Origin of the sequence: Phenylobacterium sp., from assembly GCF_022402485.1 — a bacterium.
In the GTDB taxonomy this organism is placed as follows: domain Bacteria; phylum Pseudomonadota; class Alphaproteobacteria; order Caulobacterales; family Caulobacteraceae; genus Phenylobacterium.
This window is the reverse complement of record NZ_JAKRSA010000030.1, coordinates 89,421-110,154: the sequence shown is the minus strand read 5'-3', so window position 1 is coordinate 110,154 and position 20,734 is coordinate 89,421. Positions and strand designations below refer to the sequence as shown.

23 protein-coding genes and 1 tRNA gene are annotated in these 20,734 nt (G+C 66.2%); 13 read left to right on the top strand and 11 right to left on the bottom strand.

The features are described from left to right. Positions 1 to 127 precede the first annotated feature (127 nt). On the bottom strand, positions 128 to 361 hold the full coding sequence (locus MH112_RS13320; RefSeq protein WP_296568547.1) for a hypothetical protein: 234 nt from the start codon (positions 359 to 361) through the stop codon (positions 128 to 130). 268 nt (positions 362 to 629) lie between these two features. On the opposite strand from MH112_RS13320, the gene MH112_RS13315 reads away from it, so the two are divergent. Both MH112_RS13315 and MH112_RS13310 read left to right on the top strand, forming a co-directional pair. Further along, entirely contained in the window at positions 630 to 806 is a 177-nt protein-coding gene (locus tag MH112_RS13315; protein WP_296568544.1) for a hypothetical protein, read from the top strand. Next, positions 803 to 2,047, top strand: a complete 1,245-nt coding sequence (locus MH112_RS13310) for an aromatic ring-hydroxylating dioxygenase subunit alpha (RefSeq protein WP_296568543.1) — start codon at positions 803 to 805, stop codon at positions 2,045 to 2,047. The genes MH112_RS13315 and MH112_RS13310 overlap by 4 nt, the downstream gene beginning before the upstream one ends. 125 nt (positions 2,048 to 2,172) lie before the next feature. Here the strand turns inward: MH112_RS13310 and MH112_RS13305 are convergent. Continuing rightward, positions 2,173 to 2,257 (bottom strand) — tRNA-Leu (locus tag MH112_RS13305). A 183-nt stretch (positions 2,258 to 2,440) separates the two neighbouring features. On the opposite strand from MH112_RS13305, the gene MH112_RS13300 reads away from it, so the two are divergent. Beyond that, positions 2,441 to 2,779: a FeoA family protein gene (locus MH112_RS13300; RefSeq protein WP_296568541.1), complete on the top strand. Its 339-nt coding sequence runs from the start codon at positions 2,441 to 2,443 to the stop codon at positions 2,777 to 2,779. Continuing rightward, positions 2,776 to 4,656 (top strand): ferrous iron transporter B, encoded by a 1,881-nt coding sequence (locus MH112_RS13295; protein ID WP_296568539.1) that lies wholly within the window; start codon positions 2,776 to 2,778, stop codon positions 4,654 to 4,656. Before MH112_RS13300 ends, MH112_RS13295 begins: the two co-directional genes overlap by 4 nt. 59 nt (positions 4,657 to 4,715) lie before the next feature. On the opposite strand, the gene MH112_RS13290 is transcribed toward MH112_RS13295, so the two are convergent. Genes MH112_RS13290 through hppD form a run of 6 tightly spaced genes read right to left on the bottom strand, consistent with a single transcriptional unit; the run spans position 4,716 to position 9,778 of the window. Next, on the bottom strand, positions 4,716 to 5,210 hold the full coding sequence (locus MH112_RS13290; RefSeq protein WP_296568537.1) for a MarR family winged helix-turn-helix transcriptional regulator: 495 nt from the start codon (positions 5,208 to 5,210) through the stop codon (positions 4,716 to 4,718). Next, positions 5,207 to 6,214, bottom strand: a complete 1,008-nt coding sequence (locus MH112_RS13285; RefSeq protein ID WP_296568535.1) for a fumarylacetoacetate hydrolase family protein — start codon at positions 6,212 to 6,214, stop codon at positions 5,207 to 5,209. Before MH112_RS13285 ends, MH112_RS13290 begins: the two co-directional genes overlap by 4 nt. Positions 6,215 to 6,235: 21 nt before the next feature. Continuing rightward, positions 6,236 to 6,511, bottom strand: coding sequence for a hypothetical protein (locus MH112_RS13280; RefSeq protein ID WP_296568533.1), 276 nt, complete (start codon positions 6,509 to 6,511; stop codon positions 6,236 to 6,238). Continuing rightward, positions 6,508 to 7,641 (bottom strand): homogentisate 1,2-dioxygenase, encoded by a 1,134-nt coding sequence (locus MH112_RS13275; RefSeq protein ID WP_296568531.1) that lies wholly within the window; start codon positions 7,639 to 7,641, stop codon positions 6,508 to 6,510. The genes MH112_RS13280 and MH112_RS13275 overlap by 4 nt, the downstream gene beginning before the upstream one ends. Beyond that, entirely contained in the window at positions 7,641 to 8,681 is a 1,041-nt protein-coding gene (locus MH112_RS13270) for an isoaspartyl peptidase/L-asparaginase (protein WP_365787309.1), read from the bottom strand. The genes MH112_RS13275 and MH112_RS13270 overlap by 1 nt, the downstream gene beginning before the upstream one ends. After that, complete coding sequence (hppD, locus tag MH112_RS13265; RefSeq protein ID WP_296568529.1) at positions 8,681 to 9,778, bottom strand: 4-hydroxyphenylpyruvate dioxygenase; 1,098 nt, start codon at positions 9,776 to 9,778, stop codon at positions 8,681 to 8,683. Before hppD ends, MH112_RS13270 begins: the two co-directional genes overlap by 1 nt. A gap of 141 nt (positions 9,779 to 9,919) precedes the next feature. Between hppD and MH112_RS13260 the strand changes: the two genes are divergently transcribed. From MH112_RS13260 to MH112_RS13240, 5 genes are all read left to right on the top strand, one after another. Then, positions 9,920 to 10,435 carry a disulfide bond formation protein B gene (locus MH112_RS13260; protein ID WP_296568527.1) on the top strand — a complete coding sequence of 172 codons (516 nt, stop codon included), beginning with the start codon at positions 9,920 to 9,922 and terminating at the stop codon, positions 10,433 to 10,435. Beyond that, entirely contained in the window at positions 10,432 to 10,995 is a 564-nt protein-coding gene (locus MH112_RS13255; protein ID WP_296568525.1) for a demethoxyubiquinone hydroxylase family protein, read from the top strand. Before MH112_RS13260 ends, MH112_RS13255 begins: the two co-directional genes overlap by 4 nt. Positions 10,996 to 11,110: 115 nt before the next feature. After that, entirely contained in the window at positions 11,111 to 12,478 is a 1,368-nt protein-coding gene (locus MH112_RS13250) for an HWE histidine kinase domain-containing protein (protein WP_296568523.1), read from the top strand. A 149-nt stretch (positions 12,479 to 12,627) separates the two neighbouring features. Then, positions 12,628 to 13,848, top strand: coding sequence for an MFS transporter (locus MH112_RS13245; protein WP_296568521.1), 1,221 nt, complete (start codon positions 12,628 to 12,630; stop codon positions 13,846 to 13,848). Positions 13,849 to 13,949: 101 nt separating this feature from the next. Next, positions 13,950 to 14,333 carry a response regulator gene (locus MH112_RS13240; protein WP_296568519.1) on the top strand — a complete coding sequence of 128 codons (384 nt, stop codon included), beginning with the start codon at positions 13,950 to 13,952 and terminating at the stop codon, positions 14,331 to 14,333. Here the strand turns inward: MH112_RS13240 and MH112_RS13235 are convergent, their stop codons facing one another. Next, on the bottom strand, positions 14,334 to 14,780 hold the full coding sequence (locus MH112_RS13235) for a helix-turn-helix domain-containing protein (RefSeq protein WP_296568517.1): 447 nt from the start codon (positions 14,778 to 14,780) through the stop codon (positions 14,334 to 14,336). Positions 14,781 to 14,885: 105 nt separating this feature from the next. Here MH112_RS13235 and MH112_RS13230 point away from each other — a divergent pair, with 105 nt between their 5' ends. Further along, the gene (locus MH112_RS13230; RefSeq protein WP_296568516.1) at positions 14,886 to 15,761 is read left to right on the top strand and encodes an SDR family oxidoreductase; all 876 of its coding nucleotides are present in this window, start codon (positions 14,886 to 14,888) and stop codon (positions 15,759 to 15,761) included. A gap of 44 nt (positions 15,762 to 15,805) precedes the next feature. On the opposite strand, the gene MH112_RS13225 is transcribed toward MH112_RS13230, so the two are convergent. After that, a complete protein-coding gene (locus tag MH112_RS13225) occupies positions 15,806 to 16,366 on the bottom strand; it encodes an HNH endonuclease (RefSeq protein WP_296568515.1) in 561 nt (186 codons plus the stop codon). Positions 16,367 to 16,838: 472 nt separating this feature from the next. Between MH112_RS13225 and MH112_RS13220 the strand changes: the two genes are divergently transcribed. From MH112_RS13220 to MH112_RS13210, 3 genes are all read left to right on the top strand, one after another. Then, positions 16,839 to 17,462 (top strand): TetR/AcrR family transcriptional regulator, encoded by a 624-nt coding sequence (locus MH112_RS13220; RefSeq protein WP_296568514.1) that lies wholly within the window; start codon positions 16,839 to 16,841, stop codon positions 17,460 to 17,462. 79 nt (positions 17,463 to 17,541) lie between these two features. After that, entirely contained in the window at positions 17,542 to 18,393 is an 852-nt protein-coding gene (gene gluQRS / locus MH112_RS13215) for a tRNA glutamyl-Q(34) synthetase GluQRS (RefSeq protein ID WP_296568513.1), read from the top strand. Further along, the gene (locus tag MH112_RS13210; RefSeq protein ID WP_296568511.1) at positions 18,390 to 19,304 is read left to right on the top strand and encodes a DMT family transporter; all 915 of its coding nucleotides are present in this window, start codon (positions 18,390 to 18,392) and stop codon (positions 19,302 to 19,304) included. The genes gluQRS and MH112_RS13210 overlap by 4 nt, the downstream gene beginning before the upstream one ends. Here the strand turns inward: MH112_RS13210 and MH112_RS13205 are convergent. Beyond that, a complete protein-coding gene (locus MH112_RS13205) occupies positions 19,301 to 20,722 on the bottom strand; it encodes a protein adenylyltransferase SelO (protein WP_296568510.1) in 1,422 nt (473 codons plus the stop codon). The genes MH112_RS13210 and MH112_RS13205 overlap by 4 nt on opposite strands. Between the last annotated feature and the right edge of the window lie 12 nt (positions 20,723 to 20,734).

Here is a 20,734-nt window from a genome sequence, read left to right as displayed (position 1 = left end):
TCAGGCGCTTGAGCGGTTGCCGCGCTCGATAGCGACAGCGCCAGAAAAGCCCCGATGAAACTCCGCCACATCTCAGACCTCATGTTCCGCGCTGGTAGGCGTCGGGCGAAGCCTACATCAAAGCGCCTCAGCGGCGCAGCACCGTCGCGGCAAACAGGTTTTCAAAGGCCCCGTCGGCATCTTCCCACGCCTCTAGCAGCCGCTCCCGGTTGCGGCCCCTCGGGACGGGCTTACCCCTGTCGGGCCATAGGCGCTTTTCCAGCTTGCGGGCGCGGTCCTGAAGGCGGTCAACCTCAGTTTCCGATTGCCATTGATAGGTGAGCCGATGGGCTTGGCGGGAGGCGAATACACCACCGGCCATAGGCATCACCCCGCCGTGTCCAGCTCGCCACCCCAGACGTGGCTGCACCAGACACTTCACGCTGGCCCAACGCAGCGGACGCTGTCGACCACAGATTTGAATGCACAAGATTGGCAACCCGGTCGCTCTCGCACCGCAATTCGCTCACATCTATCTGTTTTATAACGCTTTATTCCCAGTCAACTGGCGGCGTGCCCCCAGAGATGCCCCCAAGGGGGCGTCGTTCGAAACCATTGTTATTCTGAACTGATCGGTCCATAATGGGGGCATGGCCCGCTCCATCGCGTTCGATCGCCCGAAGGCTCTGAATAAAGCGATGGTCCTGGTCTGGGGCCAGGGTGTCCAGGCGACCTCGCCGCCCATGCCGGCCGCCACGTTCGCCTTGGTGCGAAATGCCGTCGCCAACCCGACGGGTTCAGACCTCACAAGAGAGATCACCGCATGAAACACGAACTCCAGGTCGAGATCCTGAAAGAGCTGATGCAGCAGCTCGACGAGGGCCGGAACATCGACGCCGGCGTGCAGTACCGCGTGCCCACCGCAGCCTATGTCTGCCCCGACCAGGCGGCCACGGAGTGGAACACCTTCTTCCGCAACCACCCCCAGCTCATCGGCCTGTCACAGGACCTGCCGGAGCCGGGCACGTTCATGACCCTCGACGATTTCGGCACGCCGCTGCTGGCGACCCGCGACAAGAACGGCGTCTTCCGCGCCTTCCTCAATGCCTGCAGCCACCGCGCCGTGAAGGTGGCCGCCGAGCCGCGCGGCAAGCAGTCGATCTTCATGTGCCCCTTCCACAACTGGAGCTACGCCAACACCGGCGACCTCATCGCCATCCCCAACGAGGATCACTTCGGCGCCATCGACAAGTCGTGCCACGGCCTCATCGCCCTGCCGGCGGTTGAGCGCGACGGCCTGCTCTGGGTGCATCCCCAGGCCGACGGCCATCTGGATGTGGACGACCTGCTGGGTGCCGAGCTCGCGGCCGAGCTGGCCTCCTTTGGCCTGGAGCGGCACGGCTTTGCGGGCGCCACCCCGATCCCCGGCGACCTCAACTGGAAGTTCGCCAACGATACATTCGGCGAGACCTACCACTTCGGAAAGCTGCACAAGGACACGCTGGGCCGGGTGTTCTACGGCAACAATCTCCACTTCAAGGCGTTCGGCCGCCACCACCGGTTTGTCACCGCCAGCCGCGGCATTGACCGCCTGCGCGCCCTGCCAGAGTCGGAGTGGCGGGTCGAAGGCAGCACGTTTGTGCTCTACTACCTGTTCCCCAATATCCAGCTGATCTGCAGCCGCGAGAGCGCCACCCTGATCCGCATCTATCCCGACCCGGCCAACCCGGGGCGCTCGATGACGAAGGTCAGCTTCTACTTCTCCCCCGAGACGGCCGCTGAGGCTGCAGCCCGCGACGCCGCAGGTGTCGACCCCCGCGCCGTCTATGATCCCTCAAACGAACGCAGGGGGCCGAGCCTGCAGAGCGCGTTCGAGGTCTTCAAGAGCACCATCGAGCAGGAAGACTATGTGATGGGCGCGCTCCAGCAGCGCACGGCCGAGACCGGTCAGCTCAAGGAGGTCATCCTCGGCCGCAACGAGCCGGCCCTGCACCACTTCCATCAGAACTATCGCGAGGCCCTGAACCAGCCGCCGCTGGAGCCGGTTCGCGCGGTCGAAAGCGCCTGATCTGAGGGTCTTCGGTCTGACATCGGGGTAGGGATCAAGCGCCTGCGCCTGCGCCTTACCCTGGTGTCGAGACTTCAACCGCCGCAGCTTGCCGGCGGACGGGTCCACCCGCACGAACAGGCCGATGGTGCCCCCGGTCGGACTCGAACCGACACACCTCGCGGTACCGCATTTTGAGTGCGGCGCGTCTACCAATTCCACCACAGGGGCCTGCGGGAGGCGCAATCTAGCCAGACGCGGCGGCGCGTCAACGGCGGGTCTGATCTTGGTCAGGCTGGGGGCGCATCTGGGGGGCTTGCCTCGGGGGCGGGGCAGTCGTAACTGATAATCGTTTGCAATATTGTGCTGTGGGCGCTTATCCTTTCGCCCCCTGCGCCCCTCTGGATCCCGCCCATGGATGTCCCTGCCCCCCTTGCCCCTCCTCACGCCAGCCTCGCGCCAGGGCCTGCGCCCGGTGAGGTCCGGCTGAGCCAGGCGCGGCTGGGGGACCGGGGGATCATCGGGTCGGTGGGCGCGCCGGCGGACCAGGGGCGCGGGGGCCTGGACGCCGATGAGCTGGAGCGGCGGCTGCTGGAGCTGGGGTTTGTGGAGGGCGCGCGGCTAGAGGTCATCCATGAAGGCGCCCTGGGTCACGATCCCATCGCTGTGCGCCTGGACGACATGCGGGTGGCTCTGCGCCGGCGGGACGGTGCCAACATCATCATCGTCCTGACGCCGGAGCCTGTGGCATGACTGCCGCCGCCGTCGCCCGTATCGCCCTGGTGGGCAATCCCAACTCCGGCAAAACGGCCCTGTTCAACGCCCTGACCGGCAGTCACCAGAAGGTGGCCAACTATGCCGGCGTGACAGTGGAAAAGAAGGAAGGGACCATCACCACGGCCAGCGGGCGTGCGGTCGCGGTCCTGGACCTGCCGGGCACCTATTCCTTGCGCGCCCGCAGCCCCGACGAGGCGGTGACCCGGGACGCGGTGCTGGGCCAGCTGAAGGGCGAGACCCCGCCCGATGTGGTGGTCTGTGTGGCCGACGCCACCAATCTGCGCCTGGTGCTGCGGCTGATCCTGGAGCTGCGCCAGGTGGGCCGGCCCATGGTGCTGGCGCTCAACATGTACGACATCGCCCAGCGCCAGGGGCTGCGCATCGATATTAAGGGCCTGTCTGAGGCGATTGGCGCGCCGATCATCACCACGGTGGCCACCCGCAAGCGGGGCATTGAGGATCTGGTGGGCGCCATCGAGGCCAAGGTCGAGGCCCTGGCTGGCGAAGGCGGGCTGGAGCGCCCCAGCACCTGGCATGAGCCGAGTCCGGCCGAGATCCGGCAGGCGCATGCCGAGGCCCAGCGGCTGATGAAAGCCCATGTGCGGCCAGCCGAGCGGCCCGACACCCTGACCGGCAGGATCGATGCCGTGCTGCTGCACCCGGTGGGCGGCCTGGCCATCCTGCTGGCCCTGCTGTTTGTCATGTTCCAGGCGGTGTTCGCCTGGGCCGGGCCCCTGATGGACGGCATCGAGGGGGGGCTGGGCGCCCTTGGGGGACTGGTGGCCACCGTCCTGCCCGTCGGACTGATCCAAAGCCTGATCGTCGATGGTCTGATCGCCGGGGTCGGCAGCGTCCTGGTCTTCCTGCCGCAGATCCTGATCCTGTTCCTGTTCATCATCCTGCTGGAGGACTTTGGCTACATGGCCCGGGCCGCCTTCCTGATGGACAGGATCATGGGCGGGGCCGGCCTGCATGGGCGAGCCTTTATTCCGCTGCTGTCGTCCTTCGCCTGCGCCATTCCCGGGGTGATGGCGACCCGGGTGATCGACTCCCGGCGCGACCGGCTGACCACCATCATGGTGGCGCCGCTGATGACCTGTTCGGCGCGGATTCCCGTCTACACCCTGATCATCGCCGCCTTCATTCCCAACCAGACGGTCTGGGGCTTCGCCAGCCTGCAAGGGCTGGTGATGTTCGGCCTCTATGTGGCCGGGATCGCCAGCGCCCTGGCCATCTCGTTCATCGCAAGGCGGCTGTTCTGGCGCGGTCAGGTGGAGCCGTTCCTCATGGAGCTGCCCACCTACAAGACCCCCGACCCCAAGAGCGTGTTGCGCAATCTGTGGCAGCGGGCGGCGATCTTCCTCAATCGGGCCGGCCGGATCATCCTGCCGCTGATGGTGCTGATCTGGGCCCTGTCCACCTTCCCCTATCCGCCGGAGGGCGCCACGGGACCGGCCATCGACTACAGTTTTGCCGGCCAGCTCGGCCACCTGCTGCATCCCCTGTTCGCCCCCATCGGCTTCAACTGGCAGATGACCGTGGCCCTGATCCCCGGCATGGCGGCGCGGGAAGTGGCCGTGGGGGCGCTCGGCACCGTCTATGCGGTGGCCAATGCTGAAGACCACGTGGGGACCCTGGCCGGCGCCCTGTCGGCGGACTGGTCGCTGGCCATGGGGCTGGCGTTTCTGACCTGGTACGTGTTTGCGCCGCAGTGCGCCCCGACCCTGGCGGTGGTCAAACGCGAGACCAACAGCTGGCTGTGGCCCACGGTGATGTTCGCCTACATGGTCACCCTGGCCTATCTGGCGGCCATGGGGGTCTATCACGGTGCCGTGGCGCTGGGCTGGGGGTAGAGCGCGTTCCGATAGGTGGGCACCGGTTATCGGAAAAAACGCGCGCTAAACTGGAAACTCTAACCTACCTCGCTCCGCTCCCCGGCCAGGACCCCGGCGGCGGACTGCAGGCGCATCAGCAGGCGCTTGAGCAGGGCCACCTCGCTGGGATCGAGGCCGCAGATCAGGGCCGCCTCATAGGCCAGCGCCAAAGGGGCCACCTCGGCGTGCAGGCGCGTCCCTTCCAGGCTCAGTGCCACCACATGGGAGCGGCCATCCTGATCATTCTGGGACCGCTCCAGCAAGTGGCGCTTGGCGAGCCCCTGGGCCGCGCGGCTGACGGTGACCTTGTCCATGCCGGTGCGCGCCACCAGGGCGCTCTGGTTCACCGGCCCGTCCTCGGCCAGGACGCAGATCAACCGCCACTGGGGAATGGTCAGGCCAAATCGGTCCTCATAGGCCCGGGCGATCAGCCGGCTGACCGCGTTGGAGGCCACCGACAGCCGGTAGGGCAGATAGGCGTCCAGCTGGAGGGCCGCAGAGTCGGTCGGCTCTGGCCGGGACTGGGCGGTCATGGGACCTGAACCTCCTGCTCGATGGCACCGAATAGGGAGTGGCGGCGCCCGTCGCGCATTTCAATCCGCACCATGTCGCCTGCCTTGAGGAACGGCGTTGTGGGCGCCCCGTGGGCCAGGGTCTCGACGGTGCGCACCTCCGCCAGGCAGGAATAGCCAACTCCGCCCTCAGCCACCGATTTTCCTGGACCGCCGTCCGGGCCGCGATTCGACACCGTGCCGGAGCCGATGATCGTCCCGGCGCTGAGGCTGCGGGTCTTGGCGGCGTGGGCGATCAGCATCCCGAAATCAAAGGTCATGTCGACACCGGCGTCGGCGCACCCCAGCACCTGACCGTTCAGCTCCACCTCGACAGCGCCATGCAGACGGCCATCCCGCCAGGCTTCGCCAAGCGCGTCCGGCGTCACCGCCACGGGCGAGAAGGCCGAGGCCGGCTTGGACTGAAAGAAACCGAAATTCTTGGCCAGTTCATCGGGGATCAGGTTGCGCAGGGACACGTCGTTCACCAGCAGCACCAGCCGCACATGATCCAGGGCCTCGGCCGCGCTCACCCCCTGCGGCACGTCGCCGGTGATGACCGCCACCTCGGCCTCCAGGTCGCAGCCCCAGCCCTCGTCCGCCAGGGGGATAGGATCACGGGGTGCCAGGAAGCCGTCGGAGCCCCCCTGGTACATCAGGGGATCGGTCCAGAAGCTCTGGGGCAGTTCAGCCCCCCTCGCCCGGCGGACCAGCGCCACATGATTCACATAGGCCGAGCCGTCGGCCCACTGATAGGCCCGCGGCAGGGGGCTCGCGGCATCGTGCTCGTGGAACCGGTCCCTGGGCACGCCCCCATGCTCCAGGCTCTCGGCCAGGGCGCGTAGCATGGGCGCGCAGCGCTCCCAGTCGTCCAGGGCGGCCTGCAAGTTGGGGGCGATGGTGGCCGCATCGGTGCACCAGGCCAGGTCGTTGGAGACCACCACAAGACGGCCATCCCGGCCAGACTTCAGGGAGGCGAGCTTCATCTGGGGATCTCCGCTTTGGGGTCAGGATTGACGTTGCATCAGGGTCTGGACCAGCCGCACGCCGGCCTCGAAGGCTCGGGCCTCATAGACATGGACCTCCACGCGGATGTCGCCGCCGGGCGCATCCTCCCACATGTAGGCTCGCTCGAAACAGACGGGGCGGCCCTGGGGGCTGAAGCCCTCGAAGGTGTCCCCCCAGGGGGTACAGGCCGAGAGCGCCCGCCAGCCCAGGTCACAGGCCTGGACCAGCTCCTCCCGGGCAGCAGCCTCCAGGTCATCATGGATCGCCGCGTTCATCGGGCCTTCCAGCTGTCCACATAGGCGGTGTTCTCCACCGCACCGGCAGCCTCGCCCACCTCCAGCGGATCACGGGTGTCGATCATCACGGCATATTCGTCCGTGGCCGGCTTGGGCTGGGACAGCATGTTCTTCAGCGCCTTGGGGTGGGGCCCATGGGTGAAGCCTGAGGGGTGGAAGGTCATCATGCCGGCATCGATGCCGTCGCGGCTGAAGAAGTCGCCCGCGTGGTAGAACAGCACCTCGTCATAGTCGTCATTGTTGTGGAAGAACGGCACCTTCAGCGCGCCCGGATCGGTCTCGAAGGGCCGGGGCGTAAAGGTGCAGACCACGAACCGGTCGGCCAGGAAGGTGGTGTGGACGCTGGGGGGCAGGTGGTAGCGATGGCTGACCACCGGCCGGATATGGGCCACGTTCAGCCGCACCGGCGCCAGTTCCCCATGCCAGCCCACAGCGTCCAGGGGATTATAGGGATAGGTCACGGTGGAGATCTGGCCGCGCTTCTTGATGGCCACGGTGGTCTGGTGATCCTGGGCCTGATGATCCCGGAAGGCCTCATCCATCACCGGGGTGTCCAGCAGGGCCGGATCGAAGATGGCGTGGGGGCCCAGCAGACCCTTGTCGGGCAGGGTGAAGTGGCTGTTGGTCGCCTGGATGGTCAGGATGGCGCAGGGGGCAGACGGAACCAGCCGCCACATAGTCCCCCGGGGCAGATAGACATAGTCACCTGCCCCAAAGCCGATCCGGCCAAAGTCGCAGAACAGATCGCCCGCGCCCTGGTGGATGAACAGCAACTGGTCGCCATCGGCATTGCGCACGAGGCCCGGCATGGGCTGGTCCAGCTTCCAGAAGCGGATTTCCGTCGCCCCGTTATGCAGCACGATCGGCGCGCTCCAGGGGGAGGCCTCCGGGGCGTTCAGGCGCGCCAGATCAAAGGCTCTCGGCCTCAAGGGGCCCTCAAAGTGGCTCCATCCCGTGGGCGGCCTTGGATGATGCAGGAAGGCGGCGGGGCCAAAGAAGCCTTCCTTGGACATCTCCCGCTCATAGGTGCCGGCGGGCATGTCGGCATGGGCCTGCCGTGAATGGACGCCTTGAGCGCCGCGCACGGGGATCCAGTTGCGGGGTGCCATCAGGGTTCGTCCTTATAGATCCCCACGCTCAGGGGTTCGCCAGCCGCCAGGCGCGCGCGGTACATGCCCGAGGTGTTGTAGCTCCAGGCCATCTGGCCATCAGGAGCGACCGCGATCACGCCGCCGTCTCCCCCCAGGGCGGTGAGCTGGTTCTGAATGACCTGATCGGCGGCGGCCTGCAGCGAGAGGCCCTTGTGTTCCACCAGGGCACAGACCTCCCGGGCCACGGTCAGGCGGATGAAAAACTCGCCGGTCCCGGTGGCCGAGACCGCGCAGGAGGCGTCAGACGCATAGTTGCCAGCCCCGATAATCGGACTGTCCCCCACCCGGCCCCAGCGCTTGCCTGTCGTGCCGCCGGTTGAGGTGCCCGCCGCCACATGGCCGGCCTGGTCCAGGGCCACGACGCCTACGGTGCCGTACTTGCCCTCGTCGTGGGCCAGGGCTGCGGCTTCATCAGCAAGCTTGGCCCCCGCCGGACGCGGCGGGATCGGCAGGTTCTGTTCGGTGAGGAAGTTCTCCAGGGACCGCCAGCGGCGCTCGGTGAAGAAGTAGGCGGGCTCCACCTGCTCGAGACCCTGTTCTCGTGAGAAGGTGTCGGCACCTTGGCCCATGAGCATCACATGCGGCGACTTTTCCATCACCGCCCGCGCCAGGGAGATCGGGTGTCGCGTCCGGGTGACGCCGGCCACAGCGCCAGCCTTGAGCGTCGCCCCATCCATGATCGAGGCGTCGAGCTCATTGCGGCCCTCGGCGGTGAACACCGCCCCACGGCCGGAATTGAACAGGGGATCATCCTCCAACAGGTGAATGGCGACCTCGATGGCGTCGAGGGCCGAGCCGCCGTCCGCCAGCACCTTGCCGCCGGCCTCGGTCACCCGGGTCAGGGCTGTGCGATAGGCGGCCTCCTGGTCAGCGGTGAGATCGGCGCGCTCGATGACGCCAGCTCCCCCATGCACCACGATCGCCCACTTCGGCTGCGCCATCGCACTCCCTGTCATCAAACCCGCCAGCACCACAGCCAAAGCGATCGTCCGCATCATCAATCCTTCTTCGGCAGCACACCGCGGCGGATCTGATCCAGTTCAATGGACTCAAACAGCGCCTTGAAGTTGCCTTCGCCGAACCCTTCGTTGCCCTTGCGCTGGATCATCTCGAAGAAGATCGGTCCGACCATATTCTCTGTGAAGATCTGCAGCAGCAGACCTTGGCCCTGGGTTGGGGCGCCGTCCACCAGGATACGATCGGCGCGAAGGCGCTGGAGGTCCTCGCCATGGCCGGGCACCCGGGCGTCGATCTGGTCGTAATAGGTTTCTGGGGTGTCCTGGAACCTAAGGCCGCGTCCGCGCATGGTCTCCACGGCGGCGTAGATGTCGTCGGTTCCGAGCGCCAGGTGCTGAATGCCTTCTCCCTTGTAGTCCCTGAGGAATTCCTCGATCTGGGAGTGGTCGTCCCGGCTCTCATTGAGGGGGATGCGGATCTTGCCGCAGGGGCTGGTCATGGCCTTGGACAACAGGCCGGTCTGGGCACCTTCGATGTCGAAATAGCGGATCTCACGGAAGTTGAAGATGCGCTCATAAAAGTCCGCCCACTTGGCCATGTTGCCGCGAAACACGTTGTGGGTCAGGTGGTCCAGATAGGTCAGGCCAACCCCGCGCTGGGCCTCCAGTTCGGCCGCGCCGGGAATGGGGACGAAGTCGACGTCATAGATCTCCTGGGCACCGTAGCGGTCCACCAGATAGAGGTTTGACCCGCCGATCCCCTCAATGGCTGGAATATTCAGTTCCATGGGCCCCACCGGTCCCCGTACCGGCTTTGCCCCACGCTCCACCGCCAGGGCCAAGGCCTTGGCGGCATCCCGCACCCGAAACGCCATGGCGTTAGCTGAGGGACCATGGGCGGCGCGGAAGTCCGCAGGTTGGCCCGCAGGCTCCATGTTCAAAAGGAAGTTGATGTCGCCCTGCCGGTAGCGGACCACGTTCTTCGACCGATGCCGCGACACGGCCGTAAAGCCCATGAGTTCGAACAGGCCCCCGAGGCGCTCCGGCTCCGGCGAGGTGAACTCCACAAATTCAAATCCATCGGTGCCCAGCGGGTTCTCAAACAGATCGGCGGAGGTGGTGGTCGCAAGGGCGGTCATGGAAATCTCCCATCGGCGAGATAGTATCATCTGTAACTATCTATCAAAGTCTCCCTGTCGCACAAGCCAGCCAAGGCAATTCCGCAGACTAGGCTGTGAGCCAGTGGCGCAGAGCGCGAAAGTGCGGTTCAATCGAGTTGCATGATCCCTGGCCTCGAACCGATCCTTCACCGCTGGCGCCTGACCGCCCTGCTCGCCTCGGCGGGCATGCTGGCCACCGCCCATGGATTTCAGACCTTTGGCGAGCTGGCACCCTGCGCCCTCTGCCTGCGACAGCGGGAAGTCTATTGGGTCGCCGCCAGCGTCGCCCTGGCGGGAATGATCCTGACCAGACTTCAGGGCGGGGGGCGGTTTCGCCCGGCCTTCAACCTGCTGCTGGGCCTGATCTTCCTCGTGGGCACGGCGGTGGCTGTCTATCACGCAGGTGCCGAGTGGAAGTGGTGGCCAGGTCCCTCGGCCTGCGCCTCAGCCGGCGGCGCAGTCAGCCTGGACGCCATGAGCGGCCTCTTGGCAGGCGAGGCGATCTCAGCCCCAGCCTGCGACACCGCCCCATGGGTCTTCATCGGCCTGTCCATGGCGGGCTGGAACGCCGTCATCTCCCTGATCCTGGCGGGTCTGAGTCTCACGGCCGCCGCCTATGAGCGTGCCAAACGATGAGCGATAAACCTGTCCCGCCCCGCCCAGGTGCTGGAACTCTGGAAGCCCGGCTGGCTGAAATCCTGCGGGTTGATCACGCCGGCGAGTTGGGCGCTGTCCATATCTACCAGGGCCAACGCGCTGTGCTGGGCGCGGCCCGAGGCAAGGAACGACTGGCCGCCCAGCTGGAAGAAATGGAAGGGCATGAGGCGGTTCATCTGGCCCGCTTTGACGCCCTGCTGAACGAACATGGCGTCCGTCCCACCGTCCTGACGCCCCTCTGGCGGTTGGCCGGGTTCGCCCTGGGTGCCGGAACCGCCCTGATGGGAGAGAAGGCCGCCCATGCCTGCACCGAGGCGGTGGAGTCGGTGATTGAAAAACACTACGCCGCCCAGGTGGCCGAACTGGCAGACCGCGAACCGGCGCTTGCCGCCGAACTGGCCAAGTTCCGAGAAGAAGAATTGGCGCACCGCGACCTCGCCGTCGAGGAAGGTGCCCGTGACGCTCCGGGCTACGGTCTGCTCTCCGCCGTGATCCGGGCCGGCTGCCGGACCGCGATCAGGATCAGCGAAAAGGTCTGACTGCGACAACTCGCCTCAGTGTCGGCCCTGTCGGTAATGACACACTCTGGGTTGTATATCTGCTCCTTTCGGCGTCACTGTTACGCCAGCCTCAGTGGCTGGTGAGGAACGGCGAATGGCCGAGCACGGCCCAGATTGGCGCGTCGACGCCCTGCCGCCGACCCTGGCGGCGGTCCTGTTGCAGACACCAAACGTCATGGCTGGGGTTCTGGAGCCGCTGGACGGGGACTATCGCTATCTGAACGCGAATGCGAGCGCCTGCGCCTTTCACCGTCGCCGCCCTGGCGAGCTTGACGGGATGAGCGCACGGAGCCTTGGGGTTCCAGAAAGCCATATCGCCCGTCGCCTGACTGTGCTTCGGCGCTGTCTTGCGCAAAGGTCCTCCGAAGTGGTCGAGGGCGTCCTGCACCTCGAAGGCCAGCCGCCGGGCTGGTTCATGGCGGTTTTTGCGCCGATTCCAGAGACCCCCGGCCAGGTGGGCTTCATTGCCCTGGATATCAGCCAGAACCGGCGGCGGCGGCGGCATGCTGAAGGGGAGGGGCATAGGCTGGCCCTGGCCCTGGACGCCGCACATCTGGGCGTATGGGACTATGACCCCGCAGCTGGCCTGTTGGAGTTGGACACCCGCCTGCGAGAGCTGCTCGATATCGAGGCCGAACAGGCCGTGGACCTCCGTCTTTACCGAGACCGGGTGCATGCGGAGGATTGGCCTCGGGTGAAAACGGCCACCCTTGCGGCCATGTCGTCCCCAGAGGCCCCTGACTATACCCTGGAGCACCGCATCGTCAGGCGAGGTGGAGAGGTCTGCTGGATCCGCAGCGCCGGGCGGGTCTTGTTCGACGGGGCGGGCGTCCCGGAGCGGATTCTCGGCGCGGCCCAAGATATCTCCGAACAGATGCGTGTGCGGGAACGGCAGGACCTGCTGGTCGGAGAGATGAACCACCGGGTGAAGAATAGCCTGGCCAATGTGCACGCCATTGTTGAGCACAGCTGGAGGGCGTCTGGCGGGGAGGCGCAGGCCTTTCGTCAGCGGGTACACCAGCGCCTGGACGCCCTGTCCCGGGCCCATGACGTGATCGCCGCCAATGCCTGGTCCCATACGGAAATGGCCGAGATCGTGGCGGCGGCGATGGCACCGTTTTCCGCCGAGGCCATGGTGATCGCTGGCCCGGTCGAGGGCCTGAAAGTTAAGCCAGAGGCCGGGCTCAGCCTCATCATGACCCTGCACGAACTGGCCACCAATGCCGCCAAATATGGGGCGCTCTCGACAGCCCGCGGTCAGGTGCAGATCAGTTGGCGACTGTTGGATCAGGACATTGAACTGCTTTGGCGGGAGGTCGCCGGGCCCCCTGTGCGCCCGCCGGAACGACAAGGATTTGGTTCGCGCCTGTTGGGGAACGCCCTGCGCGGCCATGGGGGCGGTGCCTGGCTGAACTTCGCCCCAGAGGGCGTAACCTGTCGGCTGACCCTGCCGAGCGCCTGATCAACGGTCTGAGCTGCCCCCGGACACGATGACGGATCTAGGCGGCTGATATCGCTTCCTAATGACACCGCCAGAAAACCTGTGATTGACCGCAGGGACGGCGCACCCCCTGATCAACGATCACGTGACGGCGGAGGGGGAGCTCGGCAATGTCGACGGGGGTCAGTGAAGGGGACGGTAGCCAGGGAGGACCCCAGGCTGACCGGGCACCTGTTTTGAACATCAAGATCTTTGTCCTGGCGCTCTCCACCTTCGCCTTTGGGTCTGGGGCCTTCATCTTTGCGGGACTGCTGGAACCCATGGCCGCTGAACTCGGCGTGTCCGTCGGTGCCGCCGGGCAGCTTCAGACCGTCTATGTCCTGACCTCGGCCCTGCTGGGACCCCCCCTCGCCTTTCTGGTGGGCCGGTTTGAGCGCAAGCGCGTCCTGCTGATCGCCCTGGGGGCGGCGGTCGTCGTCAACCTCGCCTGCCTGATGACCCCGGGCTATGGCGCCTTGCTGTTCCTGCGCGCCCTGCTGGGGGCGATTGGCGCTCTGGCCGGGCCAGCCGCCTCTGCGGCCGCCAGCGCTCTGGTGCCGCCAGAGCGACGGGGCTCGGCCCTGGCCATTGTGATGGGCGGCATGACCGTGGCCTTTCTGATGGGCATTCCTCTCGGCAGCGTGGTGGGGGCGGCCTTCGGCTGGCGGGCGACGTTTCTGCTGTCGGCCGGGCTGAGCGGTTTCGCCCTGGCAGCGATCCTGATTTTTGTTCCCAGGGTTTCGCCTCCGGCGCCGGGCGTTGGCCAGGGACTTCGGGGCGCAGGCGTCATGCCCCTGTTCATCGCCACCTTCCTGGCCTTCGGGGCCAATATGACGATCACCACCTATATCGCGCCGATCCTGCGCCTACAGGTCGAGGTGACGGGGGCCGGTGTTGCCGCCTTCCAGATGCTGGTGGGAGTTGGCAGTTTACTGGGGCTGACCCTGGGCGGCCGGGCAGCCGATCGGGGGGCCGGAAGCCTGAGCGTCACCCTGGGGTTTGTCGGCCTGGCGGCGGCGGCGGCGCTCCACGGGCTGGAACTCGCCCGGGGTGGTGCGCCGGGGCTCCTGGCCTTTGGGACGGTGGGGCTGGCAGTGCTGGTTGGGTCTACCGCCCTGTTCTCGATCCTGCCGGTGATCCAGACCCGTCTGATCGTCAAGGCGCCAGCCTCTGCCCCCTTGGCGCTGGCCTTCAATGGGTCTTCGACATCATTGGGACAGGCCTTTGGGGGGGGCCTTGGGGGTGCGCTGCTCAGCCAGACAGGGGCGCTGTCTGTCACCTTCGCCGCCGGAATCCTGGCCCTGGGCGCTGCGGCCTTCTGGCATGTGACCCAGCCGGGTGCGCCGAACTGATCCAGACGTGCGCAAGGTGCACACTTCGCCTATAGGGCGAGCCCTCATGCGCGCTGAATCAAACACCTCTAGGAACGGCTCATTGTTGGGAGTCGCTTTCTATGAAAACTCGACCTTTGATACTTCTGGTCGATGACGACGTAACACTGTTACAAACTATTGGTACCCAAGTTAGGCTTGCTGGATTTGACGCAGTCCTTTCATCATCAGCGGTAACAGCGATACAGGTCCTGAAAGATCAGCCCATTGATCTCGTGATCATGGATCTATTCATGCCAGACCGTGATGGCATAGAGACCATCACCGACATCCGCATGGACTGGCCAGACCTGCCCATCATCGCCATGTCTGGCGGCTGGCGGACCATCGGCGCCGACACGGTCTTGGACATGGCCTTGGCCATTGGCGCGCAAAGCGCCCTGGCGAAGCCCTTCGACCGGGCGACCCTGGTGGCCGCCATAGAAGCGGCATTGTCCGTCGATTGACTAGTGCTCTGAGGGCGCCGGGGCCGGGGTCTCATGAGCGCTCGTCCCAATAGGAACCATCAGGGCCCTGGCCCTGGCCGCCTGGACCAGGCCGAAGTGGGCCTCAGCCCAGGTGACAAGCCCAAGCAGTGGCGTCGTGAAACTCTCCCCCAGGGGGGTCAGAGAATAGGTCACGCTGGGGGGTACAGTGGGCTGAACATCCCGCAGAACCAGCCCGTCGCCCTCCAGACTGCGCAGGGTCTGAGACAGCATACGCTTGGAGATATCGGGGATCACCCGGGCCAGGGCGCTGAACCGCTTGGGTCCATCGGCCAGGGCGGCCAACAGGAGCATCGACCAGCGGTCACCCAGACGGTCCAGCAGATTGCGCACCGGGCAGCCTGTGGGATCGGGCCCCATGGCCAGCCACTGCGAAAACTTGGCCCCAAGGGCGGTACGCGCGTCCATGTGGTGACTCCGGCGTAACCAGGCGACGGCGCAGTGCCGTCTTACGGTGGCGCTTATCGGTCTCTAAATGAGACCTTGTCAACAACAAGAGACCGATAAACTCCCATGAGCATCCCCTTCCGCGTCGCCGTCACCGGTGCCAATGGCCAGCTTGGCCGTCTCGTCATCGACGCCATGGCCACCCGCCTGGCACCAGGCACCTTGGTCGCCCTGGTGCGTGACCCAGCCCATCTCAGCGCCCCGTTCCCCGACGGTGTCGAGGTCCGGCAAGGCGACTATGAGCGCCCCGAGACCCTGGACATCGCCCTGAAGGATGTGGACCGGCTGCTGCTGATCTCGTCCAACGCCCTGGGCGCGCGCCTCGGCCAGCATCGCAATGTGATCGCGGCTGCCACCCGAGCTGGGGTCAAACGGCTGGCCTATACCAGCGTGCTGCAGGCTGACACCTCGAGCCTGGGCCTGGCGGAGGAGCATCGTCAGACCGAAGCCCTGATCCGCGCCAGTGGCCTTGCCTACACCTTGCTGCGCAATGGCTGGTATACGGAAAACTATGCGGCCTCGATCCCGGCCGCCCTGGCCCATGGCACCTTCCTGGGAAGCGCCGGCGAGGGTCGCATCTCCAGCGCCTCCCGACAGGACTATGCCGAAGCTGCGGCCCGGGCCCTGATCGAGGACACTGGACCGCAGGTGGTGCACGAACTGGCCGGCGACGGGTCCTACACCCTGACGGAGTTCGCCGCCGAGATCGCCCGCCAGACCGGCAAGCCGGTGGCCTATGCCCATCTTGCGGAAGCTGAGTTCCGCAACACCCTCATCGGCGTTGGACTGCCCTCGCCGGTGGCAGAGCTGCTTTCCAATTCTGATGCTGCCGCGGCCAAAGGAGCCCTTTTTGATCGGTCGAGTCAGCTGTCGCGTCTGATCGGTCGGCCCACCACCCCCTTCGCCGCAACGATCGCCGAAAGCCTCGCGGCGGGGGGCTAGGGGCCCGTGAAGGCGCGCCGGGGCCAGCGGGGTGCCTGGCGCGCTCACGCCTCCAACTCAATGTCCCAGTAGAGGTAGTCGAGCCAGCTCTGGTGCAGGAAATTGGGGGGGAAGCGGCGGCCGCGGTCTTGCAGCTCGTAGGCCTGGGGCCGGCGGGGGGGCATCAGGGGGCGCATGCCGGCCTCCTGGGGCGTGCGGCCACCCTTGGCGAGATTACAGGGGGCGCAGGCGGTAACGATGTTCTCCCAGCTGGTGCGCCCGCCCCGGGATCTTGGCACCACATGGTCGAAGGTCAGGTCCTCGCCAGATCGGCAATACTGGCAGGAAAAGCCGTCCCGCAGGAACAGATTGAAACGCGTAAAGGCCGGGGGGCGGTCCTGCGACACATAGCTCTTCAGCGACACAACGCTGGGCAGACGCATGGAGAAGGACGGGGAGCGGATCTCATGGTCATAGGTCGAGACCACATCGACCCGATCCAGGAACACCGCCTTGATCACCTCCTGCCAAGGCCAGATTGACAGGGGATAGTAGCTGAGCGGCCGGTAATCAGCGTTCAGCACCAGGGCTGGCCAGCCTGAAGGGGGCTGCTGGATTACCTGCATTGCTGCACCATCGGCAGCGCGGCCTGTTGAGGCCCTATGACATACGCACTGAGACTGAAGACGCCGATCCTCCCTCCCATATCGCCCCAGGAACAAGTCTTGGGACGGGTGAGCATAGGCGCGATTCTGTGACGGCTCCATGGCGAGTTATGCGGGGCATTGCGCAAAAAAAAGAGGGAGCCGGCAGGCTCCCTCAAGGCGACAGACTAGGAGAAAAACAGGTCGCCGTCAGGCGAAGGCACCCAGGAGCGCGCCGCTGAGGGCGAGGCTAAGGGCGATAAACAAGGCCGGGGTGAGACGGTCGAAAACCCGTTCGACGGCCGAGAGAGACGCGAGAGACATGACACACACCTTTTGAGTTAGGCCCCGGGGAGGGGGCAGGTTCTTATTTTAACAACGCTAAGATAGCGCGCATCTAAGCGTCGTCAAGATGATCTTTACGGCGATCAGATAGAGAATTACAATCGAGGTAATGAGAGAATCTGATCCCCCCGAGTCCCGCCCCTATCATCACGGCGATCTGCGCCGGGCGCTGGTGGAAGCCGCCTGTCGGCTCCTGGAAAGAGAAGGGGCCGCGGCCCTGTCCCTGCGCGCGGTGGCCCGGGAGGCTGGGGTCAGCCCGGCGGCCCCCTATCACCACTTCAAGGATAAGAGCGAACTCCTCGACGCCGTGGCCCATGAGGGCTGGGATAAGCTCGCCATCGCCTTTCAGGCGGCCCGGGAGGCTCATACTTCTGCGCGCGATCGGGTGCGCGAATTGGGGGTCGCCTATGTGGGTTTCGCCAATCGGCATCCGGACCTCTATCGGGTGATGTACGACTGCTCCCGGGACAAGGCCGACATGCCCGCCGATGTGCTTGAGGACGAGAACAGCGCCTATGGCCGGGTCAAGAATGTGCTGATCTCCGCCGGCGCAGATCCCGCAGACGAGATTAGCCTGGAACTGGCCACCATCGCCTGTTGGTGCGCTGCCCACGGACTGGCCGAGATGACCAGCTTCAAGCAGTTTGACCCCCTCAAGGACGCCCTTGGCGGCGAAGAGGCGTTCCTTCGTGGGGTACTGGATCATGTCGCCGTCTTCACCAAAGGCCTCTAGCCCACGGACCCTCAAGACGTTTAGAGCCCATAGCCCTGCGCCTCTTTGAATGCATGCGCTCTTGCGCTAAGGCCATGGGGTGCAAGCGCCCTTCGTCACCCGTTTCGCCCCCTCGCCCACCGGCCGGCTGCACCGGGGGCACGCCTATTCGGCGATGCAGGCGTTTCAGGCGGCCAAGGCGGCAGGCGGCCGCTTCCTGCTCCGGATCGAAGACATTGACGTCACCCGCTGTCGGCCTGAGTTCGAGGCCGCGATCCTCGAGGACCTGGCCTGGCTCGGCCTGTCCTGGGATGGCCCCGTCCGTCGCCAGTCCGAGCATTTGGCCGACTATGAGGCGGCGCTCGCGCAGTTGAGGCGCGAGGGTCTCGTCTATCGCTGCTTTCACACCCGCAAGGAGGTGGCCCAGGCCATGGCCAGTGCCCCGCATGGCGCCATGGAGTCTTTCCGCAGCAAGCCCCTGCCCACGGCCGAGGAAGCCCGCCGTCTGGCCAGGGATGAACCTTTCGCCTGGCGCCTGTCCCTGGACGCCGCAGAGGTGAGGTTGGGGCAACTGAACCGCCTGGCCTTCCACGAAGAGGGCGCAGGTCCCGCTGGGGAGACGGGCGACATCCAGGTGCGACCTGACCTGGGGGGTGATGTCATCCTGGCGCGTAAGGATGTGGGGGTGGCCTATCACCTGGCGGTGGTGGTCGATGACGCCCTGCAAGGTGTGACCCATGTGATCCGGGGCTGCGACCTTTTCGAGGCCACACATGTGCAGCGCGTCTTGCAGGCGCTGCTTGGCCTCCCGGCCCCCATCTACCGGCACCACCGCCTGCTGGTGGGGCCGGACGGAAAGCGCTACGCCAAGCGTGACAGGGCGGAGACCTTGCACGCCCTTCGGGAGGCGGGCGTCTCGCCGCAGGACCTTCGCCAGGAGATGGGCATTTGAGCACGGCAGAGGTGCCCCGGGTCGGGGACGGACGCGCCCTGGCGGTGCTGATCTTCGGGGCGGTGGTCATTGGCTTCGTGCCAATCCTTGTTCGGCTCTCCGACACAGGCTCAGCGGCCGCGGGCTTCTGGCGCCTGGCCTTCGCCCTGCCGCTCCTGGCTCTGATGAGCATGCGTGGCGGCACCGGCATCGACGGCGGCCCCTCGCGACTGGCGCTGCTGGCCGGCGTGATGTTCGCCCTGGATCTTGGATTCTGGCACTACGGCATTGCCCTGACCTCGGTGGCGAACGCCACGGTTCTCACCAACCTGACCCCCGTGGTGGTGACGGCGGTCGCCTGGATCTTCCTGCGTCAGACCCCGCGCAAACTGTTCCTGCTGGCCGTGGCCCTGGCCCTGGCTGGGGCCTTCACCATGGCGGCGGCCAAGGGGGGTGCCCATGGTCCTGCGCCTGGCCTTGGCAATGCTGCGGCCGCCCTGACCGCACTCTGGTACGCCTTCTACTTCCTGGCGGTGAGCGCGGCGCGCCAAACTCAGAGCGCCCTGAGGATCATGTTCTGGTCGAGCCTGACCGGCGCACCCCTGCTGCTGATCGCCGCCCTGCTCCTGGGGGAACCGATCATTCCGGCCAGCCTGGGGGGCTGGGCCGCCTGTGCGGGCCTGGGCGTGCTGCATGTGGCGGGCCAGGGTGCCATCGCCTGGGCCCTGGGCCGATTGCCGGCCGCCACCGCCTCTGTGGTCGTGTTGATCCAGCCCGTGGTGGCGGCCTGCGCCGGCTGGATGTTGTTCGCCGAGTATCTGGGGCCCGTTCAGGCGCTCGGTGCCGCGGTCACCCTGGCCGGCGTCGCCCTTGCCCAGTGGTCGGCCCGGCCGCGCCCCAGCCCCGACCCGCCGGCCCTGAAACCAGCCTAGTCATCGCTCAGGCCATAGGCCTCGCGGGCGGCCTCAATGGCAACCAGCTTGGCCTCGAACAGGCTCCAGTCGTCCTGCTGATCGATCTGCGCCCAGATCGCCTCGATCGCGTCATAGATCAGTTCCTGAGGGTCTTCCCCGGCGAAGTAGGGATGGCTCAGACCTGCGGGGTTGACCGGGCGATAGGCGGCCAGAAGCTCCCGGAACGCGGCAAAGGGCTCCTCCCGGTACAGCGACCCCCGGGGGCCTGCCAGCGCCCTGCCCTCATCCCCGCCGAACCAGTCGAAGAAGAACGGCTCCCAGCGCAGAAGGTCGCCGCCCGCCGCCAGGGCCTGGAAGGCCGCCTGGACCAGCTCAGCGTCGGCATCGACGCCCCGGCTCTCCACTCCCAATCTCGCCCGCATGGCCCGAGCCAGCTCTGTGCGGTAGACGCCTGCGAACAGATTGAGCGCCTCAACCAGGGGCTCAGGCGGGCTGACTAGGCTGAAACAGCCCCCCAGCTGGCGCAGGTTCCAGAAAACTGCCTCGGCCTGGCGGCCAAAGCTGTAGAGCCCCCCATGGTCGAAATAGGCCGCGACGAAATTGGGGTCGTTCCGGGGCAGAAACCGGTAGGGGCCATAGTCAAAGCTCTCCCCGGTGATGTTCATGTTGTCGGTGTTCAGCACCCCATGCACGAAGCCCGCCGCCATCCAGGCCCCGGTCAGCCGCGCCATTCGACCGATCACCGCTTCCAGAAGGGCGACGGGGCGATCTTGGGCGGCCTCCAGGCCGGGATAGTAGTTGGCAATCACATGGTCGATCAGGGCCGTGATGCGATCTGGGCGCTCTTCGAAGGCGTGGCGCTGGAAGGTCCCGAAGCGGATATGGCTGTGCGACAGCCGGGTCAGCACCGCACCCCGGGTGGGGCTGGGCTCATCATTGCGGTCCAGGGCCTCGCCGGTTTCCACCAGGGAAAAGGACCGGGAGGTCGGTACGCCCAGCGCCTCCAGCAGGCTGGTGGCCAGGACCTCACGCACGCCACCCTTCAGGGTCAGACGCCCATCCCCGGACCGCGACCAGGGGGTCTGGCCCGACCCCTTGGTCCCCAAATCCAAAAGCCGGCCCCGCCCGGCCTCTCGCACCTGGGCGAACAGAAAGCCCCGTCCATCGCCGAGGTCGGGGTTGTAAGAGCGGAACTGATGGCCGTGATAGCGCATGGCCACCGGCGGATTGATGTTGTCGGGCAGCGGCAGGAACCGCCCGAAGTGCCCAAGCCAGGCCTCATCGGTAAGGCTGGCCAGTCCTATGGTCCTGGCGGCCCGGTCATTTCGATACCGCAGTCTGGTCTGCGGGAAGTCGGACGGAGAGACCGGATCAAAGAACCCCTCCCCCAGGACGGTGAACTGGGGATCAGGCTGATAGGCCGGCGAGATCGGCATGGTCGGAGGACT